Source organism: Streptomyces hypolithicus (assembly GCF_052934925.1).
Map to the genome: position 1 here is coordinate 3,697,229 of NZ_CM128811.1, position 16,961 is coordinate 3,714,189.

At 71.7% G+C, this 16,961-nt stretch carries 18 protein-coding genes and 1 pseudogene; 9 read left to right on the top strand and 10 right to left on the bottom strand.

Features of this window, described 5'->3' with window-relative positions; all coding sequences use genetic code 11:
• The first annotated feature begins 298 nt into the window (after positions 1–298).
• The gene (locus ACU6WZ_RS17475) at positions 299–835 is read left to right on the top strand and encodes an ATP-binding protein (protein WP_447028976.1); all 537 of its coding nucleotides are present in this window, start codon (positions 299–301) and stop codon (positions 833–835) included.
• Positions 836–1,495: 660 nt separating this feature from the next.
• Here the strand turns inward: ACU6WZ_RS17475 and ACU6WZ_RS17480 are convergent.
• Positions 1,496–1,912, bottom strand: a complete 417-nt coding sequence (locus tag ACU6WZ_RS17480; RefSeq protein WP_447028977.1) for a hypothetical protein — start codon at positions 1,910–1,912, stop codon at positions 1,496–1,498.
• Between the two features lie 197 nt (positions 1,913–2,109).
• On the opposite strand from ACU6WZ_RS17480, the gene ACU6WZ_RS17485 reads away from it, so the two are divergent.
• Positions 2,110–2,343, top strand: a complete 234-nt coding sequence (locus ACU6WZ_RS17485; RefSeq protein WP_447028978.1) for a hypothetical protein — start codon at positions 2,110–2,112, stop codon at positions 2,341–2,343.
• 118 nt (positions 2,344–2,461) lie between these two features.
• Here the strand turns inward: ACU6WZ_RS17485 and ACU6WZ_RS17490 are convergent, their stop codons facing one another.
• Complete coding sequence (locus tag ACU6WZ_RS17490) at positions 2,462–3,196, bottom strand: dienelactone hydrolase family protein (RefSeq protein WP_447028979.1); 735 nt, start codon at positions 3,194–3,196, stop codon at positions 2,462–2,464.
• Between the two features lie 269 nt (positions 3,197–3,465).
• Between ACU6WZ_RS17490 and ACU6WZ_RS17495 the strand changes: the two are divergent.
• Positions 3,466–3,977: pseudogene (locus tag ACU6WZ_RS17495) on the top strand (NF041680 family putative transposase); the annotation flags it as partial.
• A 20-nt stretch (positions 3,978–3,997) separates the two neighbouring features.
• On the opposite strand, the gene ACU6WZ_RS17500 reads toward ACU6WZ_RS17495, so the two are convergent.
• Positions 3,998–4,180: a hypothetical protein gene (locus ACU6WZ_RS17500; protein ID WP_447028980.1), complete on the bottom strand. Its 183-nt coding sequence runs from the start codon at positions 4,178–4,180 to the stop codon at positions 3,998–4,000.
• A gap of 26 nt (positions 4,181–4,206) precedes the next feature.
• Here ACU6WZ_RS17500 and ACU6WZ_RS17505 point away from each other — a divergent pair, with 26 nt between their 5' ends.
• Positions 4,207–4,431: a hypothetical protein gene (locus ACU6WZ_RS17505; protein WP_447028981.1), complete on the top strand. Its 225-nt coding sequence runs from the start codon at positions 4,207–4,209 to the stop codon at positions 4,429–4,431.
• A 215-nt stretch (positions 4,432–4,646) separates the two neighbouring features.
• Complete coding sequence (locus tag ACU6WZ_RS17510; protein WP_447028982.1) at positions 4,647–5,483, top strand: MurR/RpiR family transcriptional regulator; 837 nt, start codon at positions 4,647–4,649, stop codon at positions 5,481–5,483.
• Between the two features lie 54 nt (positions 5,484–5,537).
• Here the strand turns inward: ACU6WZ_RS17510 and ACU6WZ_RS17515 are convergent, their stop codons facing one another.
• From ACU6WZ_RS17515 to ACU6WZ_RS17545, 7 genes are all read right to left on the bottom strand, one after another.
• On the bottom strand, positions 5,538–5,912 hold the full coding sequence (locus ACU6WZ_RS17515; protein WP_447028983.1) for a hypothetical protein: 375 nt from the start codon (positions 5,910–5,912) through the stop codon (positions 5,538–5,540).
• A gap of 77 nt (positions 5,913–5,989) precedes the next feature.
• Positions 5,990–6,418: a roadblock/LC7 domain-containing protein gene (locus tag ACU6WZ_RS17520; protein ID WP_447028984.1), complete on the bottom strand. Its 429-nt coding sequence runs from the start codon at positions 6,416–6,418 to the stop codon at positions 5,990–5,992.
• Between the two features lie 37 nt (positions 6,419–6,455).
• Positions 6,456–7,217, bottom strand: a complete 762-nt coding sequence (locus ACU6WZ_RS17525) for a transcriptional regulator (protein WP_447028985.1) — start codon at positions 7,215–7,217, stop codon at positions 6,456–6,458.
• A complete protein-coding gene (locus ACU6WZ_RS17530; protein ID WP_447028986.1) occupies positions 7,214–7,657 on the bottom strand; it encodes a hypothetical protein in 444 nt (147 codons plus the stop codon). Before ACU6WZ_RS17530 ends, ACU6WZ_RS17525 begins: the two co-directional genes overlap by 4 nt.
• Positions 7,658–7,797: 140 nt before the next feature.
• Complete coding sequence (locus tag ACU6WZ_RS17535) at positions 7,798–9,162, bottom strand: APC family permease (protein WP_447028987.1); 1,365 nt, start codon at positions 9,160–9,162, stop codon at positions 7,798–7,800.
• Between the two features lie 140 nt (positions 9,163–9,302).
• Positions 9,303–9,776: an SRPBCC family protein gene (locus ACU6WZ_RS17540; RefSeq protein ID WP_447028988.1), complete on the bottom strand. Its 474-nt coding sequence runs from the start codon at positions 9,774–9,776 to the stop codon at positions 9,303–9,305.
• 37 nt (positions 9,777–9,813) lie between these two features.
• On the bottom strand, positions 9,814–11,157 hold the full coding sequence (locus ACU6WZ_RS17545; protein WP_447028989.1) for a type III PLP-dependent enzyme domain-containing protein: 1,344 nt from the start codon (positions 11,155–11,157) through the stop codon (positions 9,814–9,816).
• 115 nt (positions 11,158–11,272) lie between these two features.
• Between ACU6WZ_RS17545 and hutU the strand changes: the two genes are divergently transcribed.
• The 4 genes from hutU to hutI all read left to right on the top strand — a co-directional run bounded on the left by hutU (position 11,273) and on the right by hutI (position 16,926).
• The gene (hutU, locus tag ACU6WZ_RS17550) at positions 11,273–12,931 is read left to right on the top strand and encodes a urocanate hydratase (RefSeq protein WP_447028990.1); all 1,659 of its coding nucleotides are present in this window, start codon (positions 11,273–11,275) and stop codon (positions 12,929–12,931) included.
• Positions 12,928–14,202 carry an allantoate amidohydrolase gene (locus tag ACU6WZ_RS17555; RefSeq protein WP_447028991.1) on the top strand — a complete coding sequence of 425 codons (1,275 nt, stop codon included), beginning with the start codon at positions 12,928–12,930 and terminating at the stop codon, positions 14,200–14,202. The genes hutU and ACU6WZ_RS17555 overlap by 4 nt, the downstream gene beginning before the upstream one ends.
• Positions 14,193–15,527: a formimidoylglutamate deiminase gene (locus ACU6WZ_RS17560; protein ID WP_447028992.1), complete on the top strand. Its 1,335-nt coding sequence runs from the start codon at positions 14,193–14,195 to the stop codon at positions 15,525–15,527. The genes ACU6WZ_RS17555 and ACU6WZ_RS17560 overlap by 10 nt, the downstream gene beginning before the upstream one ends.
• Positions 15,528–15,741: 214 nt before the next feature.
• Positions 15,742–16,926: an imidazolonepropionase gene (gene hutI / locus ACU6WZ_RS17565; RefSeq protein WP_447028993.1), complete on the top strand. Its 1,185-nt coding sequence runs from the start codon at positions 15,742–15,744 to the stop codon at positions 16,924–16,926.
• Positions 16,927–16,961 lie beyond the last annotated feature (35 nt).

Genomic DNA, 16,961 nt, shown 5'->3' on the forward strand with positions numbered 1-16,961 from the left:
TGAGCCGCTGACGGCCCCGGAGTTGTCGCACGTATACACACCGCGTGATCATTCCGGGGCCTTCGTCATGCCTGACGACCGGAGTGACCGGTCACGCCCCGCTCACAACCGGCCACCCGACAGCCTCTCAGGCTGTCGGCGCGGTGGCTCGGTGTTTCGGGTCAGCCCTTCGACGCGTACGCCACGGCCTTTCCCTGGCCCGTACCGGCTGGACAGGCCCCTACCACCGCTGGGCAGTGACCGTCCGTACATGCACCGTCGCTATTCGGCGTAGACATATCCGGCCACGCTGAGTGATGTGAAACAAGAAATCACCCAGCCTCGCGCCGGAACGCGCCAGTTCGCCGGCCAGCTCTCCTCCACTCGCCGGGGCGCCCGGCTCGCCCGGCTGCTCGCGACCGAGCAACTCCGTTCCTGGGGGCTGCCCATGGAGGACGCCGCCCAGGTCGTCGCCGAGCTGGCCACGAACGCCGCCTGTCATGGACGCGTGGCGGGCCGGGATTTCCGGCTGGCGCTCACCGCGACCGAGGACACGCTCCGTATCGAAGTCACGGATACGCGCGGTGACCGCATGCCAGTTGCCCAGCCTCCGGGTACGGACGACGAGTCCGGCCGCGGGCTCCTCCTGGTCGACGCGCTCACGGACCGTTGGGGCGTAATCCCGGCGCCTGCCCCCTGCAAGACGGTGTGGGCGGAGATCGCCCTCGTACCGTGCCCGCGTCCGCCCGCGTCCGCCCTCGCCGGCCGGGCCGCCCGACGGTCACCCGGTCGGGTTGTCGTACGCCGAGGGCCGGACCCCGGCCTCCGGCCGACCGTAGCGTCCGGGCATCCCTGATCCTCGCAGGGAATCCCGGCCTTCAGGCCGGGCGGGACTGCGATCCTCGGGCCGGACGCGCGGAGCGCCGGAGGGACCGGCGCGTGCCCTGGGAACAGCGGACCTTGAGTCCGTCGCGTACTACTCGGAACTGCTGGAGATCGGCCTGGGGGAAACCCCGGCGAGAGACATCTGGAGGAACCTGATGGGCGTAGGCACCTACTTCCCCGGCCGCGGCACCCTCATCGAGGAGACCTGCCTGGAGGGCAAGGCGAAGGCGAAGCCGAGGGCAAGGCCAAGAGCAGGGCGGAGTCGATTCTGCGGCTGCTGGCGGGCCGCGGCATTCCCGTCACCGGGGGGGTCTGGGACCGGATCACCGGCTGTGCCGACCTCGACATTCTCGACCACTGGTTCGACCGGGCGATCACGGTCACCGACGCCGAGGAAGTCTTCGCCGAAGTAGAAGCCGGGACCGGCGCCGTGGCCGGGACTGAGGGCGAAACCGCGCGATAGTCGCTCCCGTCGCGGCCGACCGTGACCGGGTCGCGGAGAACCGCGATCCGGTCACGCGCATCACCGCACCGCCTCCGCACTCCTCGCGGGCCTGCGCCGCACAGCACCCCGGCTGCTGCTCTCCGAGCAGGACGTACACCGGCTCGGCCCCCGCACCCGCCCGCATGGCTAGTCCTCCCAGCCGGACCGCTCGCGGGACTTGCGCAGCCACGGCCGGCCGCGCGCCGCGTGCACAGCGTTGACGCCCACGATGCCGAGCCAGGCGACGACGAGGCCCGCGATGCCGGCGTTGGCGGCGCCGATGGCCGAGAGCGGGATGGCGAGGACCAGCGAGACCGCGCCGAACCCGAACCGTTCGCCGAAGTGCGACGTACTGTGCGGCGCCGCGGTGCCGCCCCTGGCGACCGCCGTCTGCCGCTCGGCCAGCTGTCGCCGTACGCGGCGGTCGACCGTACCGTCGAGCCGCTGCTCGACCTTCTCCAGGAACGATTCGACGAGCGCGGACTCGTAGTCCTCACCCAGCTCCTTGCGGGCGTGCAAGGTGGCGTCGAGTTCCTTCTTCAGCTCAGCGTCGCGGGCTTCCATACCCGGCAACGCTACGGATCGGGCGCGGCCGTGGCAGTGGGGCTATCCCCCCTTTCCCGCTCTGGCGCGGACCCCAGCACGGCGGGCTCAAGTCGCAGACCACGTAAGCGGTCAGATCCAGCGAACTGTCACCCCATCAAACCCGCTCAGGCCTGGCCTGCCTGCGGGACGTCATCACCGAACACGGCTGGCCGCCATTGATCTGGACGCGACCAGACGGCTACAAGTTCTGCCCCGACCCCGCCGAGCTCCAGGCATACGAGGTCGCGATCATCCGCGGCAAGCTCACCGAGATCCGCCGTTTCATCACCGGGACAGTTGCCCCGCACGCTGCCCTTCAGCCCAGGGGCCGGTGGATCAAGCACCTGAACACCCAGCCCAACTCTGTCGAGTCCACGCTCGACGTCATCGCCGACTACACCGACGCCTGACCAGTGGGGGCTTGCCGCTTCGCGGCCGGCCCCCCACTCCGTCTTTAGGGAGGAGAGACCGTTGCCACGGCAGGACTCCGGAGCCATGTACCTCGGGTTTGGTTTCCGAGCCGGAGCCTCAGCTGTTGGCCAGGGTGCGGTCGAGGAGGGACAGCAGGCGGTCCCAGTGGTGCTGCAGCGCGGCGGGGTTGAAGGCGTCGGTGTCGGACATGGTGAAGCCGTGGATGGTGCCGGGGTAGATCTCGGAGGTGTAGACGACCCCCGCGGCGTCCAGGGCCTGGTTGAGCTCGCCGAGGGCCTCGGGTGTCAGGTCGCCTTCGGCGTGGCCGAGGTGGACCTGGGCGGTTAGCTTGGCGAGGCTGCCGGGCCCGTCGGCGCCCACGGGGCCGTGGAATCCGGCGACGGCGGCCACCTGGCCGGGGTGGGCCGCGGCGGTGCGCATCGCCAGGAGGGCGCCTATGCAGTAGCCGGTCACCGCGACCGGGCCGGCGCCGACCTCGGGCTGCGTGGTGAGGAACCTGAGGTAGGCGTCGGCGTCGCTCAGGACACGTTCGGCGGTGTGCGCCTCGATCAAGGGCATCAGCTGGGCGAAGACCGCGGGCCGGACCTCTTCTCCGATGTGCTCGGGAAGTTCGATCACCGGTGCCGGGCCGTGCCGGTAGAAGAGGTTGGGGACGAGCACGTAGTACCCGTGCCCGGCCAGTTCGCGGGCCATCTCCCGCAGCACGGGCCGGATGCCGAAGCCGTCCGCGTACATCAGCACCCCTGGGTGCCGCTCACCACCGTCGGGGAAGGCGGCGAAAGCGTCGGCCTGGCCGTCCGCGGTGGCAATGTGCAGCGTCTTGGTGGGCATGAGTTCTCCTGTTCGTGGTTGACGTGTCGAACTGTGATCAACACGACAGGAGGTGGAGCCCGCGCAGCAGCGCCAGATCCTCGATCCAACAGCGGGCCAGCACCGGCCCGTACGGCGCTCAGAGGAGCGCCGGGTCACCAATTCGTGTGTGGCGCAATGCCGTCCCGGTAGTCATCGCCGCACAACGTAGCCCACCGGACAGGATCGATGCCAGCCCCCAAGTCCACAGTGCTGTTCGCGAGAATGATCTCGGTCAGCACCTCGGATCCCGGCTGAAGGTCGAGCATCTGTCGAAGGAACGGGATGCTCCGCCGGTGTGGTTGTGGTCTTCGAAGACCGGTGCCGCCCCGGGCGATGTGGACCGTTGCTGGCAGGCGTTTCTACGCCGCTTCGATCTGGAGCACACCTTCCGCTTCGCGAAACAGACCCTCGGCTGGACCACCCCGAAACTTCGCACGCCCGAGGCCGCGGACCGCTGGACCTGGCTCCTGATCGTCGCCCACACCCAGCTCCGGCTCGCCCGTCCCCTCGCCGAGGACCTCCGCCGCCCGTGGGAGAAGCCCGCTACCTCCGGCCGGCTCACCCCGGCCCGGGTCCGCCGGGGGTTCAGGAACATCCGAGCTCACCTCGCCTGCCCGACCCGTGTTCCCAAACCCACAGGCACCGGCCCCGGACGCCCACCCGGCGCCAAGAACACCGGGCACCCCGCTACGACGTCGGCAAAACCCTCAAACGCCCCGAGACCCGCAAGGCCATCGGCAGACCTGGAAGATCTTGGTAGATAAAGAACAAGCGTCAGTCTCAGCCTCTCAAGAGGTCGTTGACCGGCGCGGTGTCCAGCTTCAGTTTGAGTTGCTGCCGGCACTCGTTGATTGTCGCCGTGGCCCACCGTCGCAGGGCTTCGGTGTCTTCGGCCCTGTCATGAAGGTGCTGGGCGGATTGCTGGGCTTGGGCCATCCAGGGCGCGAAGGCGTCCTCGGCCACCGGTGAGGGCCACAGCACGTCCCGGCGTGAGCAGTGCGTTCGATCGCGGCCAGGGCGCTGCCGGCGGCCCCTGCGCTGAGGAATACCCGGCGGACCAGCGTGTCGCGGCCACCCAGACGCAGTCCGCCCCCGACGGTGACCGGGATGGCTCGGAGTACGTCGCGCAGGGTGGCCGCCGGCCGGGGCGGCTCGGGCAGAGCGGTCAAGACGTACGTCACGAAGGCGATTTCGACCGCTGCGCCCAGCAGTAGCGGGACGGAAGGGGGCAGCACCAGCTCGGAGGTGGCTTCGCTCAGCCCGGCGCCGAGGTCGGGGCCGACTCCGAGCAGCCAGGGAAGGGCGCCGCCGAGCAGGGTGCCCGGGTGCGACGGCCCTCAGCCGGTACCGGGTGGTGCGGGTGGGGCTTGGCTGCATATGGTCATGCGGAATTGTGGGTGAGTGAATAGGTGCGTCTGAGGGGAATGGCATGAGCGAGAGCCCGGCCGCGCGGTTGCAGCAGCTCTTCGACGGGCACCGGCTCACGCCGACCCAGCGGCGGATCGCGCACTGCATGGTGCGGGGGGCCGCCGACGTGCCGTTTCTGTCGAGTGTGGAGCTTGCCGAGCTGGCCGGGGTCAGTCAGCCGTCCGTGACGCGGTTCGCCGTCGCGCTGGGCTTCGACGGTTATCCGGCGCTGCGCAAGCACCTGCGCGAGGCCGTGCCCGCCGAGGCTTCGCGGGGTGGGGGCGAGCTCAACGAGTACCAGCAGGCCGTGCACGCCGAGATTGAGAACCTCCGCCACCTCGCCGAGCTGCTCGCGAACCCGCGTCCCGTCGAGGAGGCGGGCCGGGTGCTCGCCGCCTCCCGCCCGCTGCCGGTGCTCGGTCTGCGTGCCGCCTCCTCGCAGGCGCGCGGCTTCGCGTACTTCGCAGCCAAGGTGCATCCGGACGTACGGCTGCTCGACGAGGGCGGCACGATGCTCGCCGACCGGATCGACGCGGCCCGCCGCGCGGGAGCGAGCGCGCTGCTGTGTTTCGCGCTGCCTCGGCACCCGCGCGAGGTCGTGGACACGCTGGCGTACGCGCGGGAGCAGGGCCTGACCGTGGTGACGGTCGCCGACTCCGCCTTCGCGCCGGTGGCCGGGCACAGCGATCTGCTGATCCCGGCCGCCGTCGGCACCGGGCTCGCCTTCGACACGGCGTGCGCGCCGATGCTGCTGGGGCGGGTGCTGCTGGAGGCGATGTGCGACGGGCTGCCGGACGCGCAGGCGCGGCTGGAGGAGTTCGACGCGAAGGCGGCGGCGCGCGGCCTGTTCGTCGAGTAGGCCGCGCCGCGCACCGCCACTGCCGGGAGCGGGGAGCGGGCTGAGCACCGGCCGTCACACTTCGAGTTCGGCCTCGATCCGCCTGAGCTGGTGGCGGGCCATCGCGAGGTTGGCCCGCGCCTTGTCCAGTGCGAGGTAGAGGAACAGGCCGTTGGTGCCCCGGCCCTTGAGGAGCCGGATCAGGTGGTACTGGCCGCCGAGGGTGATCAGGATGTCCTCGATGTCGTCCTTGAGGCCGAGGTGTTCCATGGTGCGTACCTTGGCGCGCACCACGTCGGTGTTGCCCGCCGCCGCGACCGCCAGGTCGAGGTCCTTGCCGCCGCCGAGGGTGCCGAGGGCCATGCCGCTGGTGTAGTCGACGAGGGCGACGCCGAGGGTGCCCTCGATGCTGGTCATCGCTTCCTTGAGCGCGGTTTCGGTGTTGGCCATGAGCGTCGCACTTCCTTTTCGTCCGGTGGTGTTCCTGCTGGATGCGGATCTGCTTGCCGTGGTGCGTTTCGGTGTGGTCACGCGTTCTCCCGGGGGCCGTCGACCAGTTCGCCGATGCGGGCGCCGGCCCTGCGCGCTTCCAGGTGCAGCCGGCCCACGTTCACGCGTGGCTCGGCAAGGAGGGTGAGCGCGGCGGAGGATCCCGCGGCGTACGTCGCCACATAACCGCCGTCGCCCCGGACCAGCAGCTCACGGAAGCCGCCCCCGCCGGCCGACTCCGTCAGCCGCATCGCGACGCCGAGCGCCGCCGCGGTGAGCGCGGCCATCCCCTCGGCCTCCACGGTCGGGGTGTCGTGGGCCAGTACGAGGCCGTCCACGCTGGCCACGAGGGCGCCGGTCAGCTGCGGCACCCGGGCCTTCAACTGCCGCAACTCGTCGAGCACTTCGGGTTGTGGCGCCATCAGCCTTCTCCTTTCGGCGCGTTGTATCAGGGCGCGCAGCCTCATGACGCGGCGCTGGGGGCCGCGCGGATGGACCGGGGAATCACAGACTTGCCTCCAGGGCATCGCGAAGCCGGCGCAACAGGGCGGTGTCCGGGTCGTCGCCGACCCGCGCGACCCAGGCGGGCACCGGCGGCGTGGGCGGCGGCACTTCGCGGGGTGTCGCGACCGTGCCCGCCGCCGCGAGCCTGCGTACGTCCATCAGCGTGTGGAACGCCGGCCGGCCCAGCGCCCGCGCGATGTCCGCGGGCGTACGGTCGCCGTCCGCGAGGTCGAGGACGGCCCGCTGCCGGGCGGTGACCGGCTGCCCCGACGCGGCCCTGCGGCGTACCACGGGCGCGGTGTCGGTCTCCGGGTACGGCCAGAGGCTGTCCAGCAGGTGTCTGCGCCGCCGGGACTCGCGCTCCACGGCGGCGGCCGATACGGGGCGTACGGGGCCGATCCAGTGGGCCACCCCGTAGCGGAACCTGGTGGGGCCGCTGCCGGGGGCGAGGGCGAAGAAGGCGGCGTCGTAGAGCGCGCCCAGGTGGCAGAGCTCCAGTTCGCCGTCGGCTAGGCGGCCGCTGTCGACGAGGAAGCGACCCACCCGGCCCTGGGGACCCGCCCGGTCGACGGCCTCCTGCCACTCCTCGGCGGGCAGCCGCCCGGTGGAGGTGAGCAGGACGTCGATGCCGGGTGCCGCGGGGGACTCGGCGTGGACGACCTGCCCGTCCACGAGATAGAGCGTGCCGTGGTCGCGCAGCAGGGCGCCGGTGGCCCGCTCGGCCGCCAGGCGGACGAGCATCGGGGATATGGCTGGGCTCATCCCAGGACCAGCCGTTCGGCGAGGCTCGCCAGGCGCAGCCGGGCGAGGGCCAGGTTGCCTTCCTCGCGGTCGAGCCACAGGTGCAGGAAGACGCTGCTGTCGAAGGTCGTCTCGACGAAGCGCAGCAGGTGGTAGCCGCTGGGGGCGGTGATGATCACGTCCTCTACGGCCGGTCCCTTGCGGGCTGGGGCGGAGCCGGGCTCGGAGCCGGAGCCGGAGCCGGCCCCGGAATCGACGCCCGCCCCCGGACCGGCGAAGGCCTGCTGCTCGGCCGCCATCCGCGCCAGCTCCGCGGTCTCCGCCGCGGTCGCCTCGTGGTCACCGTTCGGCGACGCCCCCACCGTGCCGAGCGCGAGCCCGCTGGTCCAGTCGACCAGGGCGGCCCCCAGAGCGCCGGGCAGGGTCATCGCGGCGAGCAGGCACTCGTCGATTCCGGGCATGCGGAACCCCCCTTCCGGCGCGGTACGCGGATGTCTGTTGCCCGGGGCGGGATGTGTCTGCCCCGGGCAGTGACGAGGAGATTACGTAAAGGGAGGAGTCCTGGCACTGCCTTCTGGCATTTTCCAGGGGTACATGACAGCTAGCTTTCGTTTTGTGCCTTCATAACTACTTTATTGATCGCCCAAAGACCGATTCCGATCGCAAGTAGCACGCCTGCTCGGATGTAGACGTCAGCCGACCGCTCCGCGAGCGGGCTGGCGAGGATCAGCGCGGTGATCGCGCCGAGCACCGGCAAGACCGTGGGCGTACGGAAGTGGCGGTGCTCGACCCGGTCCTTGCGCAGGACCAGCACCGCGATGTTGACCACGGCGAAGACGCAGAGCAGCAGGAACGCCGTCGTGTCGCCCAGGCCCTCGATCTCGCCCGTCGAAACCAGGCCGATCGCCAGCAGCGACACGAAGACGATGCCCACGACGGGCGTGCGCCGCTTGGCCAGTACGCGACCCATGGCACGGGGCAGGATGCGTTCGTTGGCCATGCCGTAGCACAGACGTGAGGCCATCATGATGTTGATCAGCGCGGAGTTGGTCACCGCGAACAGCGCGATCAGGGCGAAGAGTTTGGGCGGGAAGTCGATGCCGCCCGCCTTCACCACCTCAAGGAGCGGGCCGCTGGACTTCTCCAGCGTCGTGTACTCGACGAGCAGCGAGGAGATCAGCGCGACCAGCACGTAGATGGTGCCGGTGACCGCGACGCCGATGAAGATGGCTTTCGGGAAGGCGAGCTGCGGGTCCTTCGTCTCCTCGGCCATGTTGACCGAGTCCTCGAACCCGACGAAGGCGAAGAAGCCGAGCGCGGTGGCGCCGAGGACGCTGGTCAGCAGGGCGTAACCGGTGCCGGTCGCCTGGAACTCGCCGAGCCGCGAGGGATCCTCCTCGCCCGTGAACACGGCGTACGCACCGATCGCGAGGATGATCGCGAGGCCGGTCAGCTCGACGACCGTCAGCACGACGTTCGTCTTCACGGACTCCGAGACACCGCGCAGATTGAGCGCGGCGAGGACGACGATGAACAGGATCGCGACGAGCGTCGGCGGCACGGCGTCCGTGAACTCCGCCAGGTAGTCGCCGCTGAAGGCGCGCGCGGCGGCGCTCGCGGACGACAGGCCCGAGCACATCACCATGAACGCGATGATGAAGGTGAGGAACGGGACCTTGAAGGCCTTCTGGGTGTAGAGCGCGGCGCCGGCGGCCTTCGGATACTTGCCGACGAGTTCGACGTACGAAGCGGCCGTCAGTATCGCCACGACGAAACCGATCGCGAACGGCAGCCACAACGCGCCGCCGACCTTCCCCGCCACCTTTCCTGTGGTGGCGTAGATGCCGGTGCCCAGGATGTCGCCGATCACGAAGAGGATCAGCAGTTTCGGGCCGAGAGCGCGCTTGAGCGGTGTCTCGTCGACGGGTGGTGGCGACGCGTCGGGCGTGGTGTCGGATACGGACAAGGGAGCCTCCCCCGGGGTTGACTGGCTTGGTTCTGCCCGGGGCCGTGCGGGTGATGCGCGCCGACGCCGTGCCGATGCGGCCGGCGCGCGGATCAGGGGAGCAGCGGATCTGCGGATCTGTGGATCAGCGGTTCAGCGGTTCAGCCGTGTCGCGCCTCCACGTGCGCGGCCACGTCCGCCAGGTCCTTGGCGACCGCCTTACCCACCGCTTTCGCGCCGACGCCTGTGAAGACCTTCGCCAGCAGCCCGCCCACGCCGCTGTCCGGCGGGGCGGCCGAGAACGTCATCGTCACGTCGGTGGCGGCGGGCCCGGCGGCGGCCAGTACGAACTCCGAGACGTAGTGCGTGCCCCGCGACTGCGCCTCGACGACGTACCGCAGCGGGGCCTCGCAGGCCGTCACCCGCATCTCCTCGGTGGCCTGCGTGCCCATCATCCGGCGCGTCTCGCGCCAGCGGGTGCCTACGCCGAACCTGCCGTCGGCGGGGGCCAGCACCTCGACCTTCGACACGCCGCTCAGCACGTGCGGCATCTCCCGCAGATCGGTGAGAGCCGGCCAGACGAGCTCCGGGGTTGCTTCGATCCTGCGGCGGACGACGACGCTTCTGGGTGCCATGGCCCCATGGAAGCAGGGCGGCCGGGCAGGCCCGCCCTCACAGCAGCGTGTCCCGGTGGGCTCCGCCCGATTCGGTGACGATCTCCTCGACCGTCTGCGCGGTCCTTACGGCCCTGAAACGCACGCCGTCCGGCCCGGTGGTCCAGCCGTGGACGGCGGGCCTGGCGAGGCTGTTGTAGGCGTAGTGCGCGGTCATGTAGTACGCGCCGGTGTCCAGCGCCGCGACCCAGTCGCCCTGCTCCAGGAGCGGCAGCGGCCGGTTCTGCGCCAGCAGGTCGCCCGCGAAGCAGGCCGGGCCCGCCACGTCCTGGCCGACGTCGGGACCGGCTTTGGGCAGGCCCTTGGCGTCGTACGCGGCGATGCGCAGCGGCCAGGACTGCGGGTCGTACACGGTGCGGGTGGCGATCTGGACGCCGGCGTGGGTGACGGCGATGGGGCGGGCCCCCGAGGTCTTCGCGTACTCGACGCGGGCGAGGACCGTGCCGTGCTTGGCGAGCAGGGAGCGGCCGAACTCGGTGACCAGGCCGTAGCGCCCGTCGAGCAGGCCGGGCACCTTCTCCTTGAGGAGGCGGGCGTAGTCGGCGTACGTCGGTGTTTCGTCGTCGGAGGCGAAGTTGACGGGCAGGCCGCCGCCGATGTCGACGGTGTCGATCTGGTGGCGACCGGCCGCCGCGTTGATCTCCTCGGCGAGTTCGTACGCCACCGTCACCCCCTCGGCCATCAGGTCGAGCGCGAGGCCCTGGGAACCGGAATGGGTGTGCAGGCGGGTCAGCCACGGGCGGTCGAGGCAGCTGCGGACGACCCAGGCGCGGACGCCGGGATCGCGCAGCGCCACCCCGAACTTGGAGGTGGCGGTGGCGGTGGAGAGCGCGCCGATGGAGCCGCCGCCGATCTGCGGATTGAGGCGCAGCCCGACCGGGGACGCGACAGGCCCCGACCCCACCAGGGCGTCGATGCGGGCCAGCTCCTGGGGGTTGTCGGCGTTGAGCGCGATGCCCAGGGCGAGGGCTTCGCGCAGCTCGGCGGTGGTTTTGGCGGGGGAGTCGAGGACGGTGTGCTGCGGGGGTACGCCGGCGGCGCGGGCCAGGGCCAGCTCGCCGGGGCTCGCCACCTCGGCGCCGATGCCCCCGGCCTCGTACAGCAGTCGCAGAACCGGGACCAGCGGGGTCGCCTTGACGGCGAAGGCGTGCAGGACCGGGGTGCCGGCCGGGACGACCGCGTCGAAGGCGGCGCGCAGGGCGGCGGCGGACGCGCGAACGCCGGCGAGGTCGAGCAGCCCGGCCACCGGGGTGTCGGGGCCGACGACGGCCTGCTCGACTGCGGCGCGTACGGCCAGGTCGCGGCGTTCGGGGGCGTCGGGGGCGCTGGTCTGCGAAGGCATGTCTTCCAGCCAACCATCCGCTCCGGGCGGCGCGCAGGCGGCCCGGCGTATTGACTAGTTCTATTCAGCGGGCAAGGATGTGAATAGTCAAAGGTCACTCGCGAGGAGGCACCCCATGTCAGGACCCCGCCCCGTACGGGCACCGCGCGGTACGGAGCTGAGCGCCCTGGGATGGCAGCAGGAGGCCGCCCTGCGCATGCTTCAGAACAACCTCGACCCCGAGGTCGCCGAGCACCCCGACAAGCTCGTCGTCTATGGCGGTACGGGCAAGGCCGCGCGGGACTGGCGCTCGTTCGACGCGATGGTGCGCACCCTGAAGACGCTGAAGCAGGACGAGACGATGCTCGTCCAGTCCGGGCGGCCGGTCGGTGTCATGCAGACTCACGAGTGGGCGCCGCGCGTGCTCATCGCCAACTCCAATCTGGTCGGCGACTGGGCGAACTGGGAGGAGTTCCGCCGCCTGGAGGCGCTCGGCCTGACCATGTACGGCCAGATGACCGCCGGGTCGTGGATCTACATCGGCACCCAGGGCATCCTCCAGGGGACGTACGAGACCTTCGCCGCCGTCGCCGCCAAGAGGTTCGGCGGCACCCTCGCCGGGACGATCACCCTCACCGCCGGACTCGGAGGCATGGGCGGCGCCCAGCCGCTCGCCGTGACCATGAACGACGGTGTGGCGATCTGCGTCGACGCCGACCCGCGCGCCATCGAGCGCCGCATCGAGCACCGCTATCTCGACGTGAAGGCCAACAGCGTGGAGCACGCGCTCCAGCTCGCCGTCGAGGCCCGCGACGCCCGCAGGCCGCTCTCCATCGGCCTGCTCGGCAACGCCGCCGAACTGCTGCCCCGCATGCTCGCCGAGAGCGCGCCGATCGACATCGTGACCGACCAGACCAGCGCGCACGACCCGCTCGCGTACCTGCCCATCGGCGTCGACTTCGACGACATGGCGTCGTACGCGGCCGAGAAGCCGGCCGACTTCACGCTGCGCGCCCGCGAGTCCATGGCCAGGCACGTCGAAGCGATGGTCGGCTTCATGGACGCCGGCGCCGAGGTCTTCGACTACGGCAACTCCATCCGCGGCGAGGCCCAGCTCGCGGGCTACGGGCGCGCCTTCGACTTCCCCGGCTTCGTACCCGCCTACATCCGGCCGCTGTTCTGCGAGGGCAAGGGCCCGTTCCGCTGGGCGGCGCTCTCCGGCGAGGCCTCCGACATCCACAAGACGGACAAGGCGCTGCTCGACCTCTTCCCCGAGAACGAATCGCTGCACCGCTGGATCAAGATGGCCGGCGAGCGCGTCCACTTCCAGGGCCTGCCGGCCCGTATCTGCTGGCTCGGCCAGGGCGAGCGCGACAAGGCGGGCGCCCTGTTCAACGACATGGTCGCGAACGGCACCCTCGCCGCGCCGCTCGCCATCGGCCGCGACCACCTCGACTGCGGCTCGGTCGCCTCCCCGTACCGCGAGACGGAGGCCATGCTCGACGGCTCCGACGCGATCGCCGACTGGCCGCTGCTCAACGCCATGGTCAACGTGGCCTCGGGCGCGTCCTGGGTCTCCATCCACCACGGCGGCGGCGTCGGTATGGGCCGCTCGATCCACGCGGGCCAGGTCTCGGTGGCGGACGGCACGAAGCTCGCGGGCGAGAAGATCCGCCGCGTACTGACGAACGACCCGGGCATGGGCGTCATCCGGCACGTCGACGCGGGCTACGACATCGCGGAGAACACGGCCGAGTCCCAGGGCGTACGTATCCCGATGCGGGAGAGCGAATGACCCCCGACGGCGGCCCCCGCCCCGACCCGGGCCATGCTCCCCACACCCCCGGCGCCCCGACGTCCGCCAGCTTCCACGAGATGTGGGCGGACCTGCGCCCCATCGGCCGCCACCCCGACTCGGGGGGTTACCGCCGCCACGCCTGGACGGCCGCCGACGCCGACTGCCGCAGCTGGTTCAAGGCCCAGGCCGAATCGCGCGGCCTGACCTACGAGGTCGACCGCAACGGCAACCAGTGGGCGTGGCACGGCGACCCGCTGGCCGGCGGGGCCGTCGTCACCGGCTCGCACCTGGACTCGGTCCCCGACGGCGGCGCCTTCGACGGCCCGCTCGGCGTCGTGTCGTCCTTCGCCGCTCTCGATGAACTCCGCCGCAGGGGAGTGGAGTTCACCAAACCGCTGGCCATCACCAACTTCGGCGACGAGGAGGGAGCTCGTTTCGGCCTGGCCTGCGTCGGCTCCCGCCTGGCAGCCGGACAGCTCACCCCCGAGGCCGCCCACCGCCTCCGCGACGCGGACGGCGTCACCCTGCCCCGGGCCATGGAGTCGGCCGGCTACGACCCGGCCGCCATCGGCCCGGACCCGGAGCGCCTGTCCCGTATCGGGGCCTTCATCGAACTGCACGTGGAGCAGGGCCGCGCCCTCGACCTCTCCGACGACCCCATCGGCATCGCGTCCGCCATCTGGCCGCACGGCCGCTGGCGGTTCGACTTCCACGGCGAGGCCAACCACGCCGGCACCACCCGCCTCGCGGACCGCCGCGACCCGATGCTGACGTACGCCGAAACCGTTCTCGCGGCCCGCCGCGAGGCGCAGCTCGCCGGGGCGGTCGCCACCTTCGGGAAGATCTCCGTGGAGCCGAACGGCGTCAACGCGATCCCCTCCCTGGTCCGCGGCTGGCTCGACTCCCGGGCCGCCGACCAGGACACTCTGGACCGCGTCGTCGCCGGCATCGAGGAGGCGGCGCGCGAGGAGGCAGACCGCGCCGGCATCGACCTGCGCGTCACCCGGGAGTCCTTCACCCCCGTGGTGGAGTTCGAGCACGCCCTGCGCGACGAACTCGCGAAGCTGCTCCACGGCGAGATCCCGGTCCTCGGCACGGGCGCGGGACACGACGCGGGTATTTTGTCCGCTTCGGTTCCCACCGCCATGCTGTTCGTACGGAACCCCACGGGCGTCTCGCACTCCCCGGCCGAGTACGCGGCCGAGGACGACTGCGTCGCGGGGGTCATCGCACTCGCCGACGTACTGGAGGGGCTCGCGTGCACGTGACCTACTGGCTGGAGCACGCCTGGCTCGACACTTTTGTCGAGCCGGGTGTCGCACTGGACGTGTCGGACGGCCGGATCACGGCCGTCCGCCGGGACGTCCCGGCCCCGCCGCCCGGCGCCACCGTCCTGCGTGGTCTGACCCTCCCGGGCCTGGCGAACGCCCACTCGCACGCCTTCCACCGGGCCCTGCGCTCCACGGTGCAGGTCGGCTCCGGGACCTTCTGGACCTGGCGAGAGGTGATGTACGGCGTCGCCTCCCGCCTCACCCCCGACACGTACTTCGACCTGGCCCGCGCGGTGTACGCCGAGATGGCCCTGGCCGGGATCACGACCGTCGGCGAGTTCCACTACCTCCACCACGCGCCGGGCGGCGCCGCCTACGCCGACCCCAACGCCATGGGGGAGGCCCTCATCGCCGCCGCGGCGGACGCGGGCATCCGCATCACCCTCCTCGACACGGCGTACCTCTCCGCCGGCTTCGGCACCCCGCCCAACCGCCACCAGCAGCGGTTCTCGGACGGCACGGCCGAGGCCTGGGCGGAGCGGGCGTCGCTGCTGGGGGAGAGCGACCACGCCCGGATCGGCGCGGCGATCCATTCGGTACGGGCCGTCCCGGCCGGCGAGCTGGCGACGGTCGCGGCCTGGGCCCAGGCCCGGGAGGCGCCGCTGCACGTCCACCTCTCGGAGCAGACCGCCGAGAACGAGGCGTGCCTGGCCGCCCACGGCCGCACCCCCACCGGGCTCCTCGCGGACCACGGGGTACTCGGGCCGCGCACCACGGGCGTCCACAGCACCCACCTCACCGACGAGGACATCGCCCTCCTCGGCGGCACGTCCACCGGCACCTGCATGTGCCCCACGACGGAGCGAGACCTGGCCGACGGCATCGGCCCGGCGACCCGCCTCCAGCGAGCCGGCTCCACGCTCTCCCTCGGCAGCGACAGCCACGCGGTGATCGATCTGCTGGAGGAGGCCCGCGCGATGGAACTGAACGAACGCCTCCGCTCCCGTACGCGCGGTCACTGGACGGCGGCGGCCCTGCTCCGCGCCGCGTCGGCGGACGGGCACGCGGCCCTGGGGTGGCCCGACGCCGGCACGATCGAGCGCGGGGCGCTCGCCGACCTGACGACGATCGCCCTGGACTCAGTCCGCACGGCCGGTGCGCTGCCGCGGTTCGGCGCGGAGACGGCGGTGTTCGCGGCGTCGGCGGCGGACGTGCGCCACACGATCGTGGCGGGTCGTCACATCGTGCGCGACGGCGCACACACGTCCATCCCCGATGTGGCCGGGGCACTGACCGCCGCGATCATGGCGGTGCACGGCTAGGTCGTGTTTGAGAGGCACTCCCTATGACCGCCTCGCGCGGGCTCCGACCCGGGCCTTGCCGCTCGCGGCACTACTCAGCCTCTCCGGCGTTTGAGGAGCGGGGTCCGGGGCGGAGCCCCGGTTCGGGAAGGGGCGGGTAGGGGAACAGCCCCGCGCAGCGGCACCCGCCCCGCACCCGCGTCCGCCGCACCCCCACCCCCTCGGAGAGGACCCCGTGCGCACCACCCTCGTCACCAACATCGCCACCCTCGTCACCAACGACCCCACCCAAGGCCAGGGCGGCCGACTCGGCCTGATCCAGGACGCCGCCGTCGTGATCGAGGGCGACCGCATCGCCTGGGCGGGCAAAGCCACCGCCGCCCCCCAGGCCGACTCCACGTACGACGCTCAGAACCGCGCCGTCATCCCCGGCTTCGTCGACTCCCACTCCCACCTCGTCTTCGCCGGCGACCGCACCCAGGAGTTCAACGCCCGCATGTCGGGCCGTGCCTACTCCGCCGGCGGCATCCGCACCACCGTCGCCGCCACCCGCGCCGCCACCGACGCCGAACTCGGCGCCAATGTCGCCAGGTACCTCGCCGAAGCCCTCCGTCAGGGCACCACCACCCAGGAAACGAAGTCCGGTTATGGCCTGACCACCGCCGACGAGGCCCGCGCCCTGCGCATCGCCGCCGAGCACACCGACGAGGTCACCTACCTGGGCGCGCACATCGTCTCGCCCGACTACGCGGACGACCCGGCGGCGTACGTCGCACTCGTCACCGGCGAGATGCTCGACGCGTGCGCCCCGTACGCCCGTTGGATCGACGTGTTCTGCGAGAAGGGCGCCTTCGACGGCGACCAGGCCCGCGCGATCCTCACCGCCGGCCGGGCCAAGGGCCTGCACCCCCGCGTCCACGCCAACCAGCTCGGCCACGGCCCCGGCGTTCAGCTCGCCGTCGAACTCGACGCGGCCAGTGCCGACCACTGCACGCACCTCACCGACGCCGACATCGACGCCCTGGCCAACAGCGCGACCGTCGCCACCCTGCTCCCCGGCGCCGAGTTCTCCACCCGCGCCGCCTGGCCGGACGCCCGCCGCCTGCTCGACGCGGGCGCCACCGTCGCGCTCTCCACCGACTGCAACCCGGGCTCGTCCTTCACCAGTTCGATGCCCTTCTGCATCGCCCTCGCGGTCCGCGACATGGGCATGACCCCCGACGAGGCCCTCTGGTCGGCCACCGCGGGCGGCGCCGCCGCCCTGCGCCGCAGCGACGTCGGCCGTATCGTCCCCGGCGCCCGCGCCGACCTGGCGCTCCTCGACGCGCCGAGCCACGTCCACCTGGCCTACCGCCCCGGTGTCCCGCTCGTCACCGAGGTCTGGCGAGGCGGAGTGCGTACGACGCGGCGCGCCGGGTAGGGAACACGCGAGAGGAGGGCCTGCCCCGGATAGCG

Excerpts from the sequence above, each read along its gene's own strand:
- ACU6WZ_RS17515 (WP_447028983.1), bottom strand. The coding sequence starts at position 5,912 with ATGGCCAACACCGAAACCGCGCTCAAGGAAGCGATGACCAGCATCGAG.
- ACU6WZ_RS17530 (WP_447028986.1), bottom strand. The coding sequence starts at position 7,657 with ATGCCCGGAATCGACGAGTGCCTGCTCGCCGCGATGACCCTGCCCGGC.
- ACU6WZ_RS17525 (WP_447028985.1), bottom strand. The coding sequence starts at position 7,217 with ATGAGCCCAGCCATATCCCCGATGCTCGTCCGCCTGGCGGCCGAGCGG.
- ACU6WZ_RS17540 (WP_447028988.1), bottom strand. The coding sequence starts at position 9,776 with ATGGCACCCAGAAGCGTCGTCGTCCGCCGCAGGATCGAAGCAACCCCG.
- ACU6WZ_RS17510 (WP_447028982.1), top strand. The coding sequence starts at position 4,647 with ATGAGCGAGAGCCCGGCCGCGCGGTTGCAGCAGCTCTTCGACGGGCAC.
- ACU6WZ_RS17480 (WP_447028977.1), bottom strand. The coding sequence starts at position 1,912 with ATGGAAGCCCGCGACGCTGAGCTGAAGAAGGAACTCGACGCCACCTTG.
- ACU6WZ_RS17555 (WP_447028991.1), top strand. The coding sequence starts at position 12,928 with ATGACCCCCGACGGCGGCCCCCGCCCCGACCCGGGCCATGCTCCCCAC.
- ACU6WZ_RS17490 (WP_447028979.1), bottom strand. The coding sequence starts at position 3,196 with ATGCCCACCAAGACGCTGCACATTGCCACCGCGGACGGCCAGGCCGAC.
- hutU (WP_447028990.1), top strand. The coding sequence starts at position 11,273 with ATGTCAGGACCCCGCCCCGTACGGGCACCGCGCGGTACGGAGCTGAGC.
- ACU6WZ_RS17545 (WP_447028989.1), bottom strand. The coding sequence starts at position 11,157 with ATGCCTTCGCAGACCAGCGCCCCCGACGCCCCCGAACGCCGCGACCTG.
- ACU6WZ_RS17520 (WP_447028984.1), bottom strand. The coding sequence starts at position 6,418 with ATGAGGCTGCGCGCCCTGATACAACGCGCCGAAAGGAGAAGGCTGATG.